Source organism: Streptomyces sp. MGP-BFMKR1, assembly GCF_057766585.1.
The window spans coordinates 6,277,983-6,296,486 of record NZ_CM173408.1 but is presented as its reverse complement, the minus strand read 5'-3'; the positions used below and the strand labels follow the sequence as shown (position 1 = coordinate 6,296,486).

Annotated in this window: 16 protein-coding genes; 6 read left to right on the top strand and 10 right to left on the bottom strand. The window is 74.4% G+C overall.

The genetic code is table 11. The features are described from left to right. Positions 1 to 240: 240 nt before the first annotated feature. Positions 241 to 2,091, bottom strand: coding sequence for a 2-isopropylmalate synthase (gene leuA / locus AC3CHW_RS25090; RefSeq protein WP_488467988.1), 1,851 nt, complete (start codon positions 2,089 to 2,091; stop codon positions 241 to 243). Positions 2,092 to 2,387: 296 nt separating this feature from the next. Between leuA and AC3CHW_RS25085 the strand changes: the two genes are divergently transcribed. The 3 genes from AC3CHW_RS25085 (at position 2,388) to AC3CHW_RS25075 (ending at position 4,787) form a co-directional block, all read left to right on the top strand. Further along, positions 2,388 to 3,512 (top strand): M4 family metallopeptidase, encoded by a 1,125-nt coding sequence (locus tag AC3CHW_RS25085; protein ID WP_488467987.1) that lies wholly within the window; start codon positions 2,388 to 2,390, stop codon positions 3,510 to 3,512. A 101-nt stretch (positions 3,513 to 3,613) separates the two neighbouring features. Then, positions 3,614 to 3,880, top strand: a complete 267-nt coding sequence (locus AC3CHW_RS25080) for a protealysin inhibitor emfourin (protein ID WP_398607186.1) — start codon at positions 3,614 to 3,616, stop codon at positions 3,878 to 3,880. A gap of 73 nt (positions 3,881 to 3,953) precedes the next feature. Continuing rightward, positions 3,954 to 4,787 carry a GNAT family N-acetyltransferase gene (locus tag AC3CHW_RS25075; protein WP_488467986.1) on the top strand — a complete coding sequence of 278 codons (834 nt, stop codon included), beginning with the start codon at positions 3,954 to 3,956 and terminating at the stop codon, positions 4,785 to 4,787. Positions 4,788 to 4,963: 176 nt separating this feature from the next. On the opposite strand, the gene era is transcribed toward AC3CHW_RS25075, so the two are convergent. The 5 genes from era to AC3CHW_RS25050 all read right to left on the bottom strand — a co-directional run bounded on the left by era (position 4,964) and on the right by AC3CHW_RS25050 (position 8,412). Then, positions 4,964 to 5,905 (bottom strand): GTPase Era, encoded by a 942-nt coding sequence (era, locus tag AC3CHW_RS25070; protein ID WP_176166029.1) that lies wholly within the window; start codon positions 5,903 to 5,905, stop codon positions 4,964 to 4,966. Between the two features lie 73 nt (positions 5,906 to 5,978). Beyond that, positions 5,979 to 6,449: a contact-dependent growth inhibition system immunity protein gene (locus tag AC3CHW_RS25065; protein ID WP_398607188.1), complete on the bottom strand. Its 471-nt coding sequence runs from the start codon at positions 6,447 to 6,449 to the stop codon at positions 5,979 to 5,981. 25 nt (positions 6,450 to 6,474) lie between these two features. Beyond that, complete coding sequence (locus AC3CHW_RS25060) at positions 6,475 to 6,960, bottom strand: hypothetical protein (protein WP_488467985.1); 486 nt, start codon at positions 6,958 to 6,960, stop codon at positions 6,475 to 6,477. Then, a complete protein-coding gene (locus tag AC3CHW_RS25055) occupies positions 6,957 to 7,310 on the bottom strand; it encodes a cytidine deaminase (protein WP_277322337.1) in 354 nt (117 codons plus the stop codon). Before AC3CHW_RS25055 ends, AC3CHW_RS25060 begins: the two co-directional genes overlap by 4 nt. Positions 7,311 to 7,428: 118 nt before the next feature. Then, positions 7,429 to 8,412, bottom strand: coding sequence for an SDR family NAD(P)-dependent oxidoreductase (locus tag AC3CHW_RS25050; RefSeq protein WP_488467984.1), 984 nt, complete (start codon positions 8,410 to 8,412; stop codon positions 7,429 to 7,431). A gap of 143 nt (positions 8,413 to 8,555) precedes the next feature. Between AC3CHW_RS25050 and AC3CHW_RS25045 the strand changes: the two genes are divergently transcribed. Next, positions 8,556 to 11,708, top strand: coding sequence for a helix-turn-helix transcriptional regulator (locus AC3CHW_RS25045; RefSeq protein ID WP_488467983.1), 3,153 nt, complete (start codon positions 8,556 to 8,558; stop codon positions 11,706 to 11,708). Between the two features lie 67 nt (positions 11,709 to 11,775). On the opposite strand, the gene AC3CHW_RS25040 is transcribed toward AC3CHW_RS25045, so the two are convergent. From AC3CHW_RS25040 to AC3CHW_RS25025, 4 genes are all read right to left on the bottom strand, one after another. Beyond that, positions 11,776 to 13,119 (bottom strand): hemolysin family protein, encoded by a 1,344-nt coding sequence (locus AC3CHW_RS25040; protein ID WP_398607192.1) that lies wholly within the window; start codon positions 13,117 to 13,119, stop codon positions 11,776 to 11,778. Positions 13,120 to 13,129: 10 nt separating this feature from the next. Continuing rightward, positions 13,130 to 13,627: an rRNA maturation RNase YbeY gene (gene ybeY, locus AC3CHW_RS25035; RefSeq protein WP_176161536.1), complete on the bottom strand. Its 498-nt coding sequence runs from the start codon at positions 13,625 to 13,627 to the stop codon at positions 13,130 to 13,132. Between the two features lie 103 nt (positions 13,628 to 13,730). Further along, on the bottom strand, positions 13,731 to 14,753 hold the full coding sequence (locus AC3CHW_RS25030) for a PhoH family protein (RefSeq protein WP_398607193.1): 1,023 nt from the start codon (positions 14,751 to 14,753) through the stop codon (positions 13,731 to 13,733). Between the two features lie 372 nt (positions 14,754 to 15,125). After that, a complete protein-coding gene (locus tag AC3CHW_RS25025; protein WP_176161538.1) occupies positions 15,126 to 16,250 on the bottom strand; it encodes a carbohydrate kinase family protein in 1,125 nt (374 codons plus the stop codon). Between the two features lie 603 nt (positions 16,251 to 16,853). On the opposite strand from AC3CHW_RS25025, the gene AC3CHW_RS25020 reads away from it, so the two are divergent. Both AC3CHW_RS25020 and AC3CHW_RS25015 read left to right on the top strand, forming a co-directional pair. Next, positions 16,854 to 17,621: an alpha/beta fold hydrolase gene (locus tag AC3CHW_RS25020; RefSeq protein WP_488467982.1), complete on the top strand. Its 768-nt coding sequence runs from the start codon at positions 16,854 to 16,856 to the stop codon at positions 17,619 to 17,621. Positions 17,622 to 17,942: 321 nt separating this feature from the next. Further along, complete coding sequence (locus tag AC3CHW_RS25015; RefSeq protein WP_488467981.1) at positions 17,943 to 18,491, top strand: RICIN domain-containing protein; 549 nt, start codon at positions 17,943 to 17,945, stop codon at positions 18,489 to 18,491. Positions 18,492 to 18,504 lie beyond the last annotated feature (13 nt).

The following is an 18,504-nucleotide window of genomic DNA, read 5'->3' as shown; positions in this document are numbered from 1 at the left end:
GAGCCGCCGCCTTGACGTGATGTTAGCCACATCCGAGACGCGGCGTCAGTACCCCGTGCGGAGACAACTGTGGTTGCTCCCGGGGGCGTACGCGGGTAGACGCCGCGAGCCCGGGCCCTGCCTGCCGAAACGGCGTGCGGGGCCCGGGCTCGGTGGGCGACGGGGCGGGACCGGAACCGGCGGCCGGGAGGTGGCCGGCGGTTCCGGTGGGGCCAGCGGGGCGGGAGGGTGCCCCCGGTGTCAGCGTGCGGCGCGGTTCACCGCGGAGACGACCGCCTTCAGCGAGGCGCGCGTGGTGTTGGCGTCGATGCCGATCCCCCACAGCACCTTGCCGTCGATCGCGCACTCGATGTACGAGGCGGCCTGGGCGCTGGCTCCCTCGCTCATCGTGTGCTCCTGGTAGTCGAGCAGCCGTACGTCGATGCCGATGGCCTGCAGCGCCTGGAAGAAGGCGGAGATCGGGCCGTTGCCCGAGCCGGTCAGCACGGTCGGGGCGCCGTCCACGACCGCCTCCACGGTCAGCGTGTCCGTGCCGTCCTTGTCGGTCGTGGTCTGCCCGTTGCGGAGTTGGATGCGGCCCCAGGGGCGGTTGTCGGAGCCGGGCTCGGTCGGCAGGTACTCGTCCTGGAAGACGGTCCAGATCTGGTCCGGGGTGACCTCGCCGCCCTCGGCGTCGGTCTTGGTCTGGATGATCTTCGAGAACTCGATCTGCATCCGACGCGGCAGGTCCAGCTTGTGGTCGTTCTTCAGGACGTAGGCCACGCCGCCCTTGCCGGACTGCGAGTTGACGCGGATGACCGCCTCGTAGGAACGCCCCACGTCCTTCGGGTCGATGGGCAGGTACGGGACCGCCCACTCGATGGCGCCCACCGGCTCGCCGCGCTCGGCGGCCTCGGCCTCCATCGCCTCGAAGCCCTTCTTGATGGCGTCCTGGTGGGAGCCGGAGAAGGCGGTGTAGACCAGGTCGCCCGCGTACGGGTGGCGCGGGTGGACCTCCATCTGGTTGCAGTACTCGGCGGTCCGGCGCACCTCGTCGATCTGCGAGAAGTCGATCTGCGGGTCCACGCCCTGGCTGAACAGGTTCATGCCCAGGGTGACCAGGTCGACGTTGCCGGTGCGCTCGCCCTGTCCGAACAGGCAGCCCTCGACGCGGTCCGCGCCCGCCATGACCGCCAGTTCGGCGGCGGCGACGGCGGTGCCCCGGTCGTTGTGCGGGTGCGTGGACAGGCAGATGAACTCGCGCCGGGACAGATGGCGGCTCATCCACTCGAAGCGGTCGGCGTGCGTGCTCGGCGTGGAGCGCTCGACCGTGGCGGGCAGGTTGAGGATGATCTCGCGGCCGTCCTCGGGCTGCCAGACGTCCATGACGCCTTCGCAGACCTCCAGCGCGAAGTCCAGCTCGGTGTCGGTGAAGATCTCCGGGCTGTACTGGTAGCCGAAGACCGTCTCGTCGCCGAGGATCTTCTCCGCGTACTCCACGACCAGCCGGGTGCCGTCCACGGCGATCTGCTTGACCTGCTCCCGGCTGCCGCGGAAGACCACCCGGCGGAAGACGGGCGCCGTCGCGTTGTACAGGTGCACCGTGGCGCGGTGGGCGCCGCGCAGGGACTCCACGGTGCGCTCGATCAGCTCCTCGCGGCCCTGGGTCAGGACGGAGATGGTGACGTCGTCGGGGATCGCGCCCTCTTCGATGATCGAGCGTACGAAGTCGAAGTCGGTCTGCCCCGACGAGGGGAAGCCGACCTCGATCTCCTTGTAGCCCATGCGCACCAGCAGGTCGAACATCTCCCGCTTGCGCGCCGGCGACATCGGGTCGATCAGGGCCTGGTTGCCGTCCCGCAGGTCCGTGGACAGCCAGCGGGGGGCGCTGGTGATGCGCCGCTCGGGCCAGGTGCGGTCGGGGATGTCCACGGCCTCGTACGCGCCGTAGCGGTGGACGGGCATCCCGGAGGGGCGCTGGGTGAGGGTCGCGGCCGTCAGGGGCGTGGGGCGGCCCACGGCGTTCTCCGGGCGGGCCTGGCGACCGGAGGAGGCGTGCTGCGTGGGGCTCGACGGTTCGCCGGTGCGAGACGTGTTCGATGCGTTCGACATGGTGCGGGGGCTCCTCTTGTCCGCTGGGACCGGCCGACGGGGCGCGAATGTCGCAACGCCGAATCACCGCGGGGAGGGGGTCGGCCTACGACTACAGGCCCTCGCCGCGGCAGCTAAGGAGAAGCAGCCCGAAACGCATGATGTGCAGCAGCGTAGCCGAGCGGCGAGAGGATGCCGTATCCCGTATCACTATGCGGGATGGGCGCTGTCACGCGTTGTGCGCGGGCAACCACTCAATTTCGGTAATCGCGACGCCACGTCATGACAGGCCCACCGGCCGGTGCCACATTGCCCCCATGGACGACTCACGCACGCGCAACCGCCCGCCCGCCGCCGCCGACGCGCCCCGAACCTCCTCCCACCACACCCACCACCACGGTGTCTTCTGCACCATCGTCCCCCCACACGTCCTGGACCGGCTGGCCCGCGCCGACGACCCGGCGCTGCACGAGCCGGCCCGCCGCACCCTGGAGCGGGACGCCCTGCAACGCACCAGGCGGCGCATCACCACGGTCCGCGGCATCCGCGCCACCGCGGCCGAACGGGAGGCCACGGACCAACCGCAACGGACGATCTACGACGCCGGGAACCGCGAGGAGCTGCCCGGCGAGAAGGTCCGCGGCGAGGGCGATGACCCCGGCCAGGACGCGAGCGTCAACCGCGCCTACGCCGGCCTCGGCGCCACCTTCGACCTGTACCTCAAGGTCTACGGCCGGCGCTCCATCGACGGCGGCGGCCTGCCGCTGGACGCGACCGTCCACTACGGCCAGGACTACGGCAACGCGTTCTGGGACGGCGAGCGCATGGTCTTCGGCGACGGCGACGGCGAGGTCTTCCGGGACTTCACCCTGCCGCTCGACGTCATCGGCCACGAACTCACCCACGGCGTCACGCAGTACACCGCCAACCTGGAGTACTTCAGCCAGCCGGGCGCGCTCAACGAGTCGGTCTCCGACGTCTTCGGCGCGCTGATCAAGCAGCACTCCCTGGGCCAGACCGCCGACCAGGCCGACTGGCTGATCGGCGCGGAGCTGCTGACCGACCGGGTGACCGGCGAGGCGCTGCGCTCGATGAAGGCCCCGGGCACCGCGTACGACGACGACGTACTCGGCAAGGACCCGCAGCCCGCCACGATGGACGACTACGTCGACACCAGCGACGACAACGGCGGCGTGCACATCAACTCGGGCATCCCCAACCACGCGTTCTACCTGGCCGCGACGGACCTCGGCGGCTACGCGTGGGAGCGGGCCGGGCAGATCTGGTACGACGTGCTGACCGGCGGCGAGCTGGCCGCCGACGCCAACTTCACCGACTTCGCCCGGCTGACCCTGGCGGCGGCCGAGAGCAGGTTCGGGGCCGGCGACGAGCAGCGGGCGCTCCAGAAGGCATGGTCCCGCGTGGGGGTGGAGACGGCCTAGCCGTCGCCCCGAGCCGTGCCCGGGCCGGTGGCGCCGGCTCGGGCACACCCGCGGGGCGGGGTGGGTAGCGGGGCGCCCCCTCGGCCCGGTAGAGAGGGACCATGCGGATTACCGTCACCAGAACCGGCGGCTTCGCCGGCATCACGCGCCGGGCGGGCCTCGACAGCACCGGCCGGGCCGACGCCCCCCACCTGGAGGAGCTGGCCCGCGCCGCGCTGGCCGACGGGGCGCCGGATCGGCCGGTGGGCGTGCCCGACGGCTTCCAGTACGGCATCGAGGTGGACGGCGCCACGGTCTACTGCGCCGACCCGCGACTCAGCTCGGCGCAGCGGGAGCTGATCAGGACGGTGCTGCGGGAGGGGGCGTAACGGGCACGCCCCGGCCGACTACGGAGCGTGCAAACCACTGGCCCGCGCCGCGGGGTGTTGCTTGGATCGCGGCATGATCTCTCACCAACCCACGCTGGATCGCCTGGAGCGGTACTACGACGCGGTGTTACGCCCGCTCGCCCGGGCCGAAGACGTCGGGCCGCTGACCCTGTTCGTCCGCGACGGGGCCGGCTGGCCGCTGTACGCGCGGCCCGCGCTGGGGCTGACGGCGGACGTGAGCGCGGGTGACGTGGACCGGATGCGGGCCAGACAGCGGGCGCTCGGCCTCCCGGAGAGCTTCGAGTGGGTGGCGGAGACCACGCCCACGCTGCGCGCCGCCGCGGAGCGGTCCGGGCTCGTGGTGCGCGAGCACCCGCTGCTGGTGCTGGGCGCCGGCGCGCTGCTGCCGGTCGTGCGCCACCGGCCCGACGGCGTCACGGTGCGCATGGTGGCCCCGGCCGATCCCGCGCTGCCCAGCGCCCTGACGGTGCCGCACCTCGCGTTCGCGGAGCCCGGCGGCCGGGTCGGCGCGACGGGCCTCGCGGAGTTGGTGGCGGCGCTGCCCCGGCACGGCGGGCAGCCGGCGGTGCGGCTCGCCGTGGAGGGCATCAGGGCCGGGCGGACGGCGGTCGCGGCGGCCGTGGACGACGAGAGCGGGCTCGCGCTGTGCGCGGGCCAGCGGCACGTGGTCGCGGACGTCAGCGAGATCGTCGGCGTCGGCACGCTGCCGGCGGCGCGCCGCCGCGGGCTGGCGCTCGCGGTGACCTCCGCACTGGCGTCGGACGCCCGCGCCCGTGGGATACGCACCGTCTTCCTGTCCGCCTCCGACGCCGAGGTGGAGCGGCTGTACGGGCAGATCGGCTTCGTCCGGCTGGGCACGGCGCTGGTCGCGAGCCCGCCGGCGTAGCGCCGGCCCCGGGGCGGTCGCCCGCCACCGGCCGGGACCGCTCGGGGGCGGGCCCGCGCCGGGGCCGCTCGGGGGGCGGGCCCCGCCGGGGTAGGCCCGCACCGGGGCGCACGCCGGAGCGTGGAAACTCCTAGCTCACTTCTAGCTCACTTCGCGGGGATGGCTCGGGGCGTTGCTCAGAAGCCGAGCTTGCGGAGCTGCTTGGGATCGCGCTGCCAGTCCTTGGCGACCTTGACGTGCAGGTCGAGGTAGACCGGGGTGCCGAGCAGGGCCTCGATGTGCTTGCGGGACTTCATGCCGACCTCCTTCAGGCGGGCGCCCTTCGGGCCGATGATGATGCCCTTCTGGCTCGGCCGCTCGATGTAGACGTTGGCGTGCACGTCGAGGAGGGGCTTGTCCTTGGGGCGGTCCGGGCGCGGGATCATCTCCTCGACCACGACCGCGATGGAGTGCGGCAGCTCGTCCCGTACGCCCTCCAGGGCGGCCTCGCGGATCAGCTCGGCGACCATGACCTGCTCCGGCTCGTCGGTCAGGTCGCCCTCCGGGTAGAGCGGCGGGCTCTCCGGCAGGAGCGGCACGAGCAGGTCGGCGAGCAGGTGGACCTGGGTGTCCGCGACCGCCGAGACCGGCACGATCTCGGCCCATTCGATGCCGAGGTCGCGGCCGAGCTGGTCGATGGCGATCAGTTGCTCGGCGAGCTGCTGGGAGTCCACGAGGTCGGTCTTGGTGACGATCGCGACCTTGGGCGTCTTCTTGATGCCGGCCAGTTCCGTGGCGATGTAGCGGTCGCCGGGGCCGAGCTTCTGGTCGGCGGGCAGGCAGAACCCGATCACGTCGACCTCGGCCCAGGTGGCCCGTACGACGTCGTTGAGGCGCTCCCCGAGCAGCGTGCGCGGCTTGTGCAGGCCGGGGGTGTCCACGAGGACGAGCTGCGCCTCGGGGCGGTGCACGATGCCGCGCACGGTGTGCCGGGTGGTCTGCGGCCGGTTGGAGGTGATGGCCACCTTGGTGCCGACCAGAGCGTTCGTCAGGGTGGACTTGCCCGCGTTCGGGCGGCCGACGAAACAGGCGAAGCCCGCGCGATGGGGGGCTTCCGAAGAGGGGGTACGAGCGCTCATGCGGGCCATTCTCCCCGATCGGGGCGCCGGCCCCGACCAACCGGGGCCGCGGCGGGCCTTGCCGGGCCCGCCACTACCGCGTCCGAGGGGCCGTCGGCGTGGTCGGTCCGCCGCCGGTTCGGCCTGGTGGGGCGGGTGGCGCGGCGAAGCGGGCGAGCTGCTCGACCGCGCCCCGGGGCAGTTCGGCGACCGCCGCCCCCGGCAGCGCCGCGACCACGGCGCGCAGCTCAGCGGCCACGTCCGGCAGCGGCGCCCAGGCCGCCGCGGGGACGCCGACGGTGGCGAGCAGCAGGTCGCCCGGGGAGAAGAAGGCGTCGAGCAGCGGCTCCGCGCGCAACAGGCGCACCGCGAGCGGCAGCACGTACGGCAGCGCCACCCGCTGGCTGACGAGGAGGCGCAACTCCACGGGGCCGAGTTCGCCCAGCGGCAGGCGCCGCGCCGCGTGCACGGTGCGGACCAGGTGGGTCGCGTCGGCGGCGGGCGGCGCCCAGCGGGGCGGGTCCAACGCGTCGAGCGTGCGGTCCAGGTGCGGCAGTCGGTCCATGACGTACGCCTCGGCTCGGCGGTGGTTACCGGCGCTCCAGCAGCCTGCGGACCAGCCAGGCCGCGCCGCCCACGGTCAGCAGCACGGTCCCGATCAGCACGAGCCAACTCGTGCCGTTGCCCCGCGACCAGTCGTAGGCCAGGCCCGCCCAGCAGATCGCGGTGGCCGCGGCCGTGCAGAATCCCGCGATGGGACCCATCAGCTCGACCCGGCGCGTGTGCCCGCGGGCGGCGAAGATCCGTCGTACGCCCTCCGGCAGCAGGATCAGCGTCCAGGCGAGGGTGACCCAGGCCAGGCCCTCGCCCTCCACCACGTCCACCACGACACCCAGCAGCAACACCGAGCCGCAGACGAGCAGCGCCCAGTCGATGGCCGAGCCGCCCGTCGGCCCGGGGGCCGGTGGCTGCGGGCGGGAGGCGTGCTCGGTGGGCTCGTCGGCGCCGGCAGCTTCGGGGGTGGCGTCGGAGGAGGTGGTCACGGAGGCGCGCTCGGGCAGGTCGCCCGCGCTCACCCGGCGGTCACCGTGGCGCGCGGCGTGCCGTCCGGGCCCGCGAGGATCACCGGGGTCAGCGGCCCGCCCAGGTCGCGCACCGCCGCCCGGTCCTCGTCGGAGACGGCCGCCACGTCGCTGACCACCGCGGCGGCCTCCAGCGAGGTGGCGCCGCTGGCCACGGCCATCGCGACGGCGGTGCGCAACGCGCTCAGGTGGAGCGACTCCAGGGCGACGGTGCCGGCGACGTAGGTGCGTCCGGTCTCATCGCGGACGGCCGCGCCCTCGGGCACGCCGTTGCGCGCCCGCGTGGCACGGGCGAGCGTGATGATCTTCTGGTCTTCCGGGGCCAACGCCGTCGTGTCGCTCATGTGCACGAGGATACGGCGACGCTGGTGGCGGCCTCGGCCTCGGGCGGGAGCGCGGGTCAGACCGCGCGCGACGGGGTGGGGCGCGCGGTGGGCGCGCGCCCCCGTCGGCGCGCGTCGGCTACTGTCCGGGCGGCTTCGGGAAGCCCTCCGGCCAGACCATCGCACCGCCGGCGGTGCTGCCGCCGTCCACGGTCACCGAGGCACCGGTCATGAACGCGAACTGGTCGGAGGCTAGGGCCAGGACGGCGTCCGCGATCTCGGTCGGCTCGGCCATCCGGCGCAGCCCCGGGACGTTGAGCGGCCCCCACGCCTTCTTGAACGACGCCCACATCTCGTCGCTCAGCCCGGGCGGGCGTACCAGGGGGGTGTCGGTGGTGCCGGGCAGGATGGCGTTGACCCGGATGCCGTGCGACCCGTAGTCCAGCGCGGCCGACTTCACGATGCCCTCGACGCCGCGCTTGCTGGCGCAGTAGCCGGCGTGGGCGGGGCGGGCGCGCTCGGCGCCGCTGGAGGAGGTGCACACGATGACGCCGCCGCCGCGCTTGATGAGGTGGGGTATCGCGTACTTCATGGCGAGGAAGACGCCCCGCTCGTTGGTGCGGGTGATGTCGTCCCACTGGGCGACGGTCGTCTCGTGCAGCGGCCGGGAGAACTCGACGCCCGCGTTGGTGAACGCGATGTCGAGGCCGCCGTACCGTCCCACGACCCCGTTCACGAACGCCTCGACCTGGTCGGCCTCGCGCACGTCGGCCCGTAGGTAGCTGGCCTCGCCGCCGGCGGCGCGGATCTCGCGCTCCACGGTGCGGCCGAGTTCGCTCCGGCGCCCACAGAAGCCGACCTTCGCGCCCTCGGCGGCGAACGCCTTGGCGGTGGCGCGGCCGATTCCGGAGGTGGCGCCCGTGATGAGGACGACCTTGCCGGCGAACCTGCGCCCGGCGCCCGCCCCGGCTCGTCCCCTGTCCCGGCTGGTGCGGCCGGCAGCGGCGGCGGGCGAGGCGCCCGTCGCGGTCAGCCCGGCCGCGCCCGCGGCCCCGGCGATGACGCCCGCGAGGACGCCCCGGCGGCGCGGTGCGGGCTGGTCCGTGGGCGGTGTGGTGTTCACGTGTCCGGCTCCTTCGCTCTGATGACTCGGCCTCGCGCGGCGCCCGTGCCGCCGCGCCGATGTGCCGCTTCGAGCATCCGGCGCGGCCCGGGGCCCGGGCATCTGTCACATCGACTGGTCGGGGCGCCGGTTAGCCTCTGGCCATGGATGACCCACAGGAGGCGGGGGCGCCGCTGCACGGGCGCGACAGCGAGCGCGCGGCCGTGCGCCGGGTGCTCGACGAGGCGCTCGCGGGCCGGGGGCGCGCGCTGCTCGTACGGGGCGAGGCCGGCATCGGGAAGAGCGCGCTCCTCGCGGACGCGCGCCGGCGTGCGGAGGCCCCGGGGTCCGGCCTCACCGTGCTGCGCTGCGTGGGCGTCGAGTCCGAGGTCACGCTGGGCTTCGGCGGCCTCCAGCAACTGCTCGCGCCGGTCCTCGACCGCGCCGCGGACCTACCGGCCGTGCAGGCCGCCGCCCTGCACGGCGCCCTCGGGCTGGCCGCGCACCGCACCACGGACCTCCTGGTGTGCACCGCCACCCTGGCCCTCATCGAACGGGCCGCGCGCGAGCGGCCGTTGCTCCTCCTGGTGGACGACTTCCAGTGGCTCGACCCGGCCACCCAGACCGCCGTGCTGTTCGCCGCACGCCGGCTCACCACCCTGCGCACCGACGTCGCCGCGCTGATCGCCGTACGGGACGAGGACGGCTCGGTACGGGATGCGGAGGGCTTCCCATGGGACGAGGCGGGCTCCGTACGGGACGAGGGCGGGCCGGGAGGGGGCGGTGGCGTGGGCGGTGGCGGCCTCGTACGCGATCTGCCCACGCTGCGGCTGCGCGGGCTGTCCGTCGAGGCCGTCGGGGCGCTGTTGGCCGACCGTGGCAGGACGTCGGGCGGCCCGGACCCGGCCGCGCTGCACGCCGCGACGGGCGGCAACCCGCTGGCCCTCCTCGAGTTCTCCGCACCGCACGCCGCGCGGTCGCCGGCCGATCCGGGGCCCGGATCGGGCCCGGGCGGCGAACCCTTGGTCGACGGCGCCCCGTTGCCCGCCGGCCCACCGCTCGGTGCGCAACTGCGCGCCGCGTTCACCGGCCGGGTACGCCGCCTGCCCGCGCCGGCGCGCACGCTGCTGCTGGTCGCAGCGGCCGACGAGCGCGGGCGCACCGACGTCGTGCTGGGCGCCGCCGCCAGGCTGCGGGTTCCGGCGGGCGCGCTCGATGTCGCCGAACGGGCCGGCCTGCTCCACGTCAGCGGGCCCGAACTGCGCTTCCGGCACCCCCTGGTGCGCTCCGCGGTGTACGCGGACGCGCCGTTCCTGGAGCGCGGGGCGGCGCACCTGGCGCTCGCCGAGGAGTGGGAGGAACGCGCCGCGCGCCCCACCGTCGCGCCGGCGCCGCATCCCACCACCCCCACGCCGTCCACCGCCCCCGGCCCGGCCGCGGCCCCCGGCGCCGGCCACATCGCCGTCTGGCACCGCGCCCTGGCCAGCACCGGGCCCGACGAGGAGGTGGCCGCCGCGCTGGAGCAGGGGGCCGGGGAACTCGCCGAGCGCGGCGGGCTCGCGGCCGTCACGGCGGCGCTCAGCCGCGCCGCCGACCTCAGCGAGAGCCCGCAGGGGCGGTTGCGGCGCCTCGCGGAGGCGGCGCACGCGGCGTGGAAGTCGGGCCGTACGGAGGCCGCGCGCGAACTCTCCGCGCGGGCCGCGGCCTCCCACGCCCTGCCGGCGGACGCGTCGCGCGCCGGAGCCGCCGGCCCGCACGGCGCGGCCCACCCCGCGCCCCCGGTCGCCCTCGCCCGCCTCAGTGGCCTGCTGGCGCACGCGAGCGGGCCGCAGGACGCGGCGTACGAGGAGTTGTCCCGCGGCGCCGACGCGCTGGTCACACACTCGGCGCCGCATGCCGCCGCGCTGCTGTTCATGGCGTGCGACGCGGCCGAGCACGCCGGGCTCGACGCGCCGGCGCGCGCCGCCGCGCTGCGGATCGCCGGGCTCGACGGGGCGCCCCGGTACCAGCGGTACGGGCGGTGGCTCGCCGCCTCGCTCGCCGGGGACCCCGAGGCCACCGGCATCGACCCGTGGGAGATCCTGCGCCGGGCGCCGGAGGAGTTGGGCACCAGTAGCGTGCACCGCTGGCTGTGGCCGCTGGCCATCACCCGCGACGGACCGCACCCGCGCCGGGTGCGGGAGTTCGCCACCCAGGCGTGCGCCGCGCTGCGGGCCTCGGGCACCCTGGCACTGCTCGCCCTGCCGCTGGTGTGGAGCGCGGGTCTGGCCTACGAACTGGGCCTCACCGCGGAGGGGGTGGAGCACGCGACGGAGGCGGTGCGGCTGAGCCGGGACGCGGACCAGCCGGTACGTCGCGCCGACGCGCTCGCCGTGCTCGCCCGGTTCGCGGCGCTACGCGGCGACGAGGACGCCTGCCACGCGCACGCCCGGGCGGCGACGGCCCTGGCCCTGCCGTCGCGCAACCGCGCCGCCGCGGCCGAGGCCCGCTGGGCCCTGGCCCAGGCGGCGTTGGCCCGCGGCGGGTACGCCGAGGCCCGCGAGCACCTGTCCGACGTACACCGCCCCGGCTCCCCGTACGCGCATCCGCGCATCGCCCGGCGCTCCAGCGCCGACCTCGTGGAGGCGTACCGGGCGACGGGTGAGCCGGCCGGCGCACGGCGGGTCGCGGCGCCGTTCGTCGCCTGGGCCGAGACCAGCGGGATGCCGTGGGCCTGGGCGGACGCCGACCGCTGCCGGCTGCTAACCCCCGACCCGGCCGAACCCGCGACGGGCGATGCCGGGTCCGGGTCGCGGTCGCCGTCGCAGTCGCAGTCGCAGTCGCAGTCGCAGTCGCAGTCGCGGGAAGCGTACGAGGGCCCCGCCGCGAAGGCCCGGGCCGGCACGGGCGACGCCGGCCAGTCGCCCGGCGCGAGCGACGCGGCCGGCGGCCAGCCGTTCGCCCGGGCGCGGTGCGCTCTCACCTACGGCGAGCACCTGCGGCGCACGCGCCGGCCGAGCGAGGCGCGGGCGGCGCTGCGGGAGGCGGCGGACCTCTTCGACGGGCTCGGCGCCGTGGTCTGGCGCGACCGCGCCCTCGGCCAGCTCCGCGCGGCGGGCGGCTCGGCGCGGCGACGGGCCGACGACGCGGCGGACCGGCTGACCGAGCAGGAACGCCAGGTGGCGCGGCTCGCCGCGCGCGGGCTGACCAACCGCGAGATCGCGGCCCGGCTGACCGTGAGCCCGCGCACGGTCGGTTACCACCTGTACAAGATCTTCCCCAAACTGGGCGTCACCTCGCGCACCGAACTGCGCGAACTGCCCGCCCTGGACCAGTAACGGGGCCAGGGCCAGGGTCGGGAAAGAGGCGCCCCAGGGTGAGCTGGAGCGCCCCGCGCCCGCGCGGCTAGCGGTCCGCTTCCGCGCCCCGGGACACCGCCTCCGGCTCCGCCGGGTCGCCCGTCTCGCGTACGGGCTCGACCAGGACCGTCAGGATGCGGTTGCGCCGGCCGGCCGAGGACTCGGCGGTCAGGCGCAGGGCCGTCAGGTCCGGGTCGGTGGCGTCCTCGCTCAGGTCGACGTCGGCCACCGCGCCGGCGATGGGCACCCGGCCGAGCGACTTGGCCAGCAGCCCGCCGACGGTCTCCACGTCCTCGTCGTCCAGACGCAGCCCGTACAGCTCCCCGAGGGTGCCGATGTCGAGGCGGGCGGTGACGCGGTAGCGGTCCTCGCCGAGGCTCTCGACGGGCGGCAGCTCGCGGTCGTACTCGTCGGTGATCTCGCCGACGATCTCCTCCAGGATGTCCTCGATGGTGACGATGCCGGCCGTGCCGCCGTACTCGTCGATGACGACGGCCACGTGGTTGCGCTCCTGCTGCATCTCGCGCAGCAGGTCGCCCGCGTTCTTCGTGTCGGGCACGAACGTCGCCGGACGCATGGCCGTGGAGACCAGGTCACTCTCGGAGTCCCGGTTGACGTGCGTCTTACGGGCGAGGTCCTTGAGGTAGACGATGCCGACCACGTCGTCCTCGCTGTCCCCGGTGACCGGGATGCGGGAGAACCCGGAGCGCAGCGCGAGGGTCAGGGCCTGCCGGATGGTCTTGAAGCGCTCGATGGCGACCAGGTCGGTGCGCGGCACCATCACCTCGCGTACCAGCGTGTCCCCCAGCTCGAAGACGGAGTGCACCATGCGGCGCTCGTCGTCCTCGATCAGCGACTCCTGCTCGGCGAGGTCCACCATGGCGCGCAGCTCGGCCTCGGAGGCGAAGGGGCCCTTGCGGAAGCCCTTGCCCGGGGTGAGGGCGTTGCCGATGAGGATGAGGAGTTGCGGGATGGGGCCCATCACGCGGGCCAGCGGCAGCAGCACGTAGGCGGCGGCCGTGGCCGTGTTGAGCGGGTGCTGCCGGCCGATCGTACGGGGCGACACGCCGACCGCGACGTAGGAGACGAGGACCATCACGCCGATCGCGATGGCCAGCGCCTCCCAGGTCTCGTCGTACACCCGCACGCACACGTAGGTGACGACGGCGCCGGCCGCGACCTCGCAGGCCACCCGGACCAACAGTGCCACGTTGAGGTAGCGGGTGGGGTCCTCGGCGACGGCCATCAGCTTGGCGCTGCCGCGCCGTCCCGAACGCACCGCCTCCTGCGCCCGGAAGCGCGTCGTGCGCGCCAGGCCGGCCTCCGCGCAGGCCGCCAGCCAGGCGACGACGACCAGGAGGACGGCCGAGGTGATCAGTTGTGCGGTCATCAGGCGGCGCTCACCTGGTGGTGGGGGCCGGAGACGGGCCCGTCATGCCGCGCTCGGCCCGCCAGCCGTCCACGATCGCCTTCTGGAGGGCGAACATCTCGGCCCGCTCGTCCGGCTCCTCGTGGTCGTAGCCGAGCAGGTGCAGGCAGCCGTGCACGGTGAGCAACTGGAGTTCCTCGTCCATCGAGTGCTGTGTCGGCGCCTGGGCGCCCTGCTGTTTCGCCACCTCGGGGCAGAGCACGATATCGCCGAGCAGCCCCTGGGGCGGCTCGTCGTCGTCCTTGCCCGGCGGGCGCAGCTCGTCCATCGGGAAGGACATGACGTCGGTGGGGCCTGGCAGGTCCATCCACTGGAGGTGGAGCTGCTCCATGGCGTCGGCGTCGATGACGATGATCGAGAGCTCGGAAAGCGGGTGGATGCGCATCCGGGCCAGGGCGTACCGGGCGACGTCCAGCACCGCCTGTTCGTCGATGTCCGTGCCGGATTCGTTGTTGACGTCGATCGCCATGGGGCTGTTGATCTCTCCGATTACCGATGCCGGTTAGCTCGTCGTGCCGCACCACGCCGCGACCACCGGGTCGCGGCGGGCGCGGGCACGGCCGATGGCCTGCTCAACCCGACTGCCCGGTGCGGCTGTCGTACTGCTCGTACGCGTCGACAATACGGCCGACGAGCTTGTGCCGGACGACGTCGGTGCTGGTGAGCCGCGAGAAGTGGACGTCCTGGACGCCCTCCAGGATGTCCTGCACCTGCCGCAGACCGCTCTTGGTGCCGCCCGGAAGGTCGATCTGGGTGACGTCACCGGTGATCACTATCTTGGATTCGAAGCCGAGCCGCGTGAGGAACATCTTCATCTGCTCGGGGTTCGTGTTCTGCGCCTCGTCCAGGATGATGAAGGCGTCGTTCAACGTCCGACCACGCATGTACGCGAGCGGGGCGACCTCGATCGTGCCCGCGGCCATCAGGCGCGGGATGGAGTCGGGGTCGAGCATGTCGTGCAGCGCGTCGTAGAGCGGGCGCAGGTACGGGTCGATCTTCTCGTAGAGCGTGCCGGGCAGGAAGCCGAGCCGCTCGCCCGCCTCGACCGCGGGCCGGGTCAGGATGATGCGGGTGACCTGCTTGGACTGGAGCGCCTGGACCGCCTTGGCCATGGCCAGGTAGGTCTTGCCGGTGCCGGCGGGGCCGATGCCGAAGACGATCGTGTGCTTGTCGATGGCGTCGACGTAGCGCTTCTGGTTCAGGGTCTTGGGGCGGATGGTGCGGCCCCGGTTGGAGAGGATGTTCTGCGTGAGGACCTCGGCGGGGGTCTCCGCCTGCTCGCCGCCGTTCTCCGCCGCGCGCAGCATGGCGATCGAGCGCTCCACCGCATCCTCCGTCATCGGTTGACCGGTGCGCAGCACCAGCATCATCTCGTCGAAAAGACGCTGGATCAGAGCGACTTCCCGCTGATCGCCGACCGCGCTGATCTGGTTTCCCCGGACGTGGATGTCGGTGGCCGGGAACGCGTTCTCGATCACGCGCAACAGGGAGTCTCCGGAGCCAAGGACCGTGACCATCGGGTGCTTGGCCGGAACCGTGAAGTGGGCGCGTGCCTGCCCCTGCGCGGGGCTCTGGGCTGTGGGTGTTTGCGTCATGGGCCGGCTCTGGGGCCTGCTCATCCCTCTTTCCGTGGTTCAGCGGCTTGGGATACCCAGCGTACGACGCCGCACTGACAAGACCAGAGCCTTTTATCGAGGGCCGCGGCCGGCCGGTGCCCGGCACCCTGCCACGACGTGAACGCGCACCGACTTCCCGGCCACCCGCGCGCGAGGCCACGGGGTGGGCGGGCGCGGGTGGGCGTCCGGGTCGGTCCCGGGCGAAGCTCAGGGCCGGCGCGCGGCCGGGGCCGGGGTGGCGTCAGGGTTGGATCAGGGCCGCGCCAGGGCCCGGGTCAGGGCCGGGTCAGGGTCGGGGGACGCCGGTGTCGGGGCGTGGTGGGGCCGGTTCGGGGTCGGGTGGGGGCCGGCTCAGGACTGGCGGAAGCCGATGGTGGGTACCGCCCGGCGCAGCGGCCAGGGGCGGGGCGCGGAGGGCAGCAGGCCGTCCAGGAACGCGTACCGGCGCAGCGCGCTGCCCTGCCCCGCGACCAGGCTCTGGTCGTCGAAGGCCCGCACGTGCTGCCACCAGGCGGCGATCTCCACCCAGCCCGGCGCGGACAGCGATCCGCCGAACTCCTGCACCGACAGGGCGGCGGTCAGGCCGGCGAAGGCGAGCCGGTCGGCGAGCGGCCAGCCGGCCAGGGTGCCGGTGATGAACCCCGCCACGAAGACGTCCCCGGCACCGGTCGGGTCCAGTGCCTCGACCGCGATGGCGGGCACCTCGGCGCTCTCGCCGGTGCGGCCGTCCACGGCGTACGCGCCCTCGGCACCCAGCGTCACGACGGCCACCGGCACCTTCTCGGTCAGCGCGCGGGCCGCGGCGCGCGGGCAGTCGGTGCGGGTGTAGCGCATCGCCTCGACGGCGTTGGGCAGGAACGCCTCGCAGTGCTCCAGGTCGGCGAGGTCGGCCGGGTCCCAGCGTCCGGTGTCGTCCCAGCCCACGTCGGCGAAGATCCGGCTGCCCCGGCGCGCGGCGTGCGCGATCCACTCCTCGCGGCTGCCGGGCACCAGCGAGGCCACGCAGGCGCGCGCCGGCGGCGGACACTCCGGGGCGGGCTCCCCGTCGAACGCCCCCTCCGCCGCCCCCGCCCGCGTCGGCGGCGCCTCGTGCCCGTGCGAGACCATCGTGCGCTCGCCCTCGTACGCCATGGAGACGGTGACCGGCGAGTGCCAGCCCGGCACCGTGCGCGACAGCGACAGGTCGATGCCCTCGCCACGGTCGAGGGCGTCCCGGCAGTAGTCGCCGTACATGTCGTCGCCGAAGGCCGCGGCGAGCGAGGTGCGCAGCCCGAGCCGGGCGAGCGCGGTGGCCATGTTGGCCACGCCGCCGGGGCTCGATCCCATGCCCCGGGCCCAGGACTCGGTGCCGCGTACGGGGGCCGAGTCGAGGCCGGTGAAGACGATGTCGAGAAAGACGGGGCCGGTCAGGTAGACGTCGCAGGCCGGGTCGTCGGGGCGGCGGACGGCGGCCAACGGGTCGAGCACTGGTCGCACCCCGCCCTCCCCGAGGCCCGGTGCGCCGAGCGGCCCCCGCCCCTCCCGGTGACCGGCCCCGGCCCCCGCTTCGGGCCCAGGTCCAGGTCGTGGGCCGTCTGCCGGTGTCCGCCGGTGTACGCCGGCGGGTGTCTCCCCGTGCGCGGCCCCCGGCCGCCCGGCGCGCGCCACGTCCGCCCGGGACCCGGCGCGCGGCTCGGCGCGCGCCCCGCCGTCCCGCTCGCGGGGCGCCGCGCCTGGCCCGCCGGCCTCCGCCGGCCGCGCCGGCGGCTCGTGGCGGGCCCGGTCGTCGCCGCTCGCCCGGGTGGTGCCGTCTCCGTCTCGCCGCGTCACGGTGTCGCTCCCTTGCCGTACCTCGCTGTACTGCCCTCGCACGGCCCAGCCCCGAGCGCCCTGCCGTACTGCGGGTACGCCGACGGTGCGAGTGGGGCCAGTGTGCCCGATCGCCCCGTACGCGCCCGGCCGGCCGGGCGACTCCCGGGCCCGCGCCCCGGGTCACCGTGGCGCCGCGCGAAGGGGGCCGCGCGGGGGCGCGGAACGCTGGTGTCTACGCTTCTCCCCCGTCCGTTTCGTCCATCGTCCACCGCCGCGAGGGAGCAGACCGTGCGTGAGGCAACAGTGACGCCCGAGAGGGACCGGATGCGCTGGGTCGAGCTGCCCGGGCGGCAGCCGGCGCGCGTCTACGTCCACGGCCTGGGCGCCTCGTCGCCGGCCTACTTCACGGCGAGCGCGGCGCATCCGCTGCTGGCCGGTCACCGTTCGCTCCTCGTCGACCTGCTCGGGCACGGCCTCAGCGACCGGCCCCAGGGCTTCGACTACGCGTTGGAGTCGCACGCCGACGCGCTGGCCGCGACGCTGACCCACGCGGGCGTGACCGGCGCGGAGTTGGTCGCGCACAGCATGGGCGGCTCCGTGGCCATCGTCCTGGCGACCCGCCACCCGCACCTGGTCTCCCGCCTGGTGCTGGTCGACGCCAACCTCGACGCCGTCGCGCCCGACCCGGCGTCGGCGGGCAGCGCGGGCATCGCCGCACACTCCGAGGCGGACTTCCTCGCCGGCGGCTGGCGGCAGGCGCGCGAGCGGGCCGGCGCGCACTGGTGGGCCACCATGCGCCTGACCGACCGCCGCGCCCTGCACCGCAGCGCGGTCCACCTCGCCCGCGGCACCGAGCCCACGCTGCGCGCGCTGCTGCGGGACCTGCCGATCCCGCGCGCCTACCTGCTGCCCGAGGCCGACGGCCCGCTGCCCGGGGCCGCGGAACTCACCTCGGCCGGGGTCGCCGTCGTCCCGGTCCCGGACTGCGGGCACAACATCATGCTGGACAACCCGGAAGCCTTCGCCCGCGCCACCGCCGCGGCGCTGACCGACTGAGGCCCCGGGCGCCGTCCGCCGGGCTCACCGCCCGCGACCGACCGGAGCCGGCGGGGACTGGCCGGGGCCGACGAGAACCGACCGGGGCTGACGAGGGTCGACCAGGGGCGCCCGGAACCGAACGCGAGGAGTGCGCTTTCCGAGCAACTCCCCTACGTCCACCGAATGCTGTGCCCATCGGAGCGGGTCGCCGACCGGCTGAGTACTCCGCTCTCCGGCGGCGGCGAAGCAAACGGATGAACGCCGACTATTCGGCGTTTCTCATACTCATACCGCGCCAATCCTGCTAAGGGGGACCATTTCGGAACAAGGAGCACCACCATGCGCGTGCGCGCGAAAGTTCTGCGCTATCTGTCCACCATCGCCGTCACGGCCGCCGCCGCGACCGCCCTGCCGGCCAGCGTCCAGGCGGCCGAGAGCTCGGCCATGCTGCCCCGCGAGGGCACGATCAGAACGTTCGCCGGCAAGTGTCTCGACGTCCACCGCGGCAGCCAGGCGAACGGCGCGCCGATCATCCAGTACACCTGCGGCGCCGGCAAGGCCAACCAACGCTTCGCCTTCATCCCGGTCGGCGGCGGCCTGCACAAGATCCACACCACCCACACCCGCGGCAAGTGCCTCGACGTGGCCAACAGAAGCACGCGGGACGAGGCCCCGATCATCCAGTACTCCTGCAAGCCCGGGGGCAGCGACGCCAACCAGCGGTTCCGCATCGTCGCCGACGGCGGCGACAGGGTCATCATCAAGACCTTCGCCGGCAAGTGCTTCGACGTGAAGGGCGCCAGCACCGCGAACGGCGCACCCCTCATCCAGTACCGGTGCAAGGCGCCGGGTGACAACGCGAACCAGAGGTTCCGCATCGTCGCCTGACCAACACCCCGCA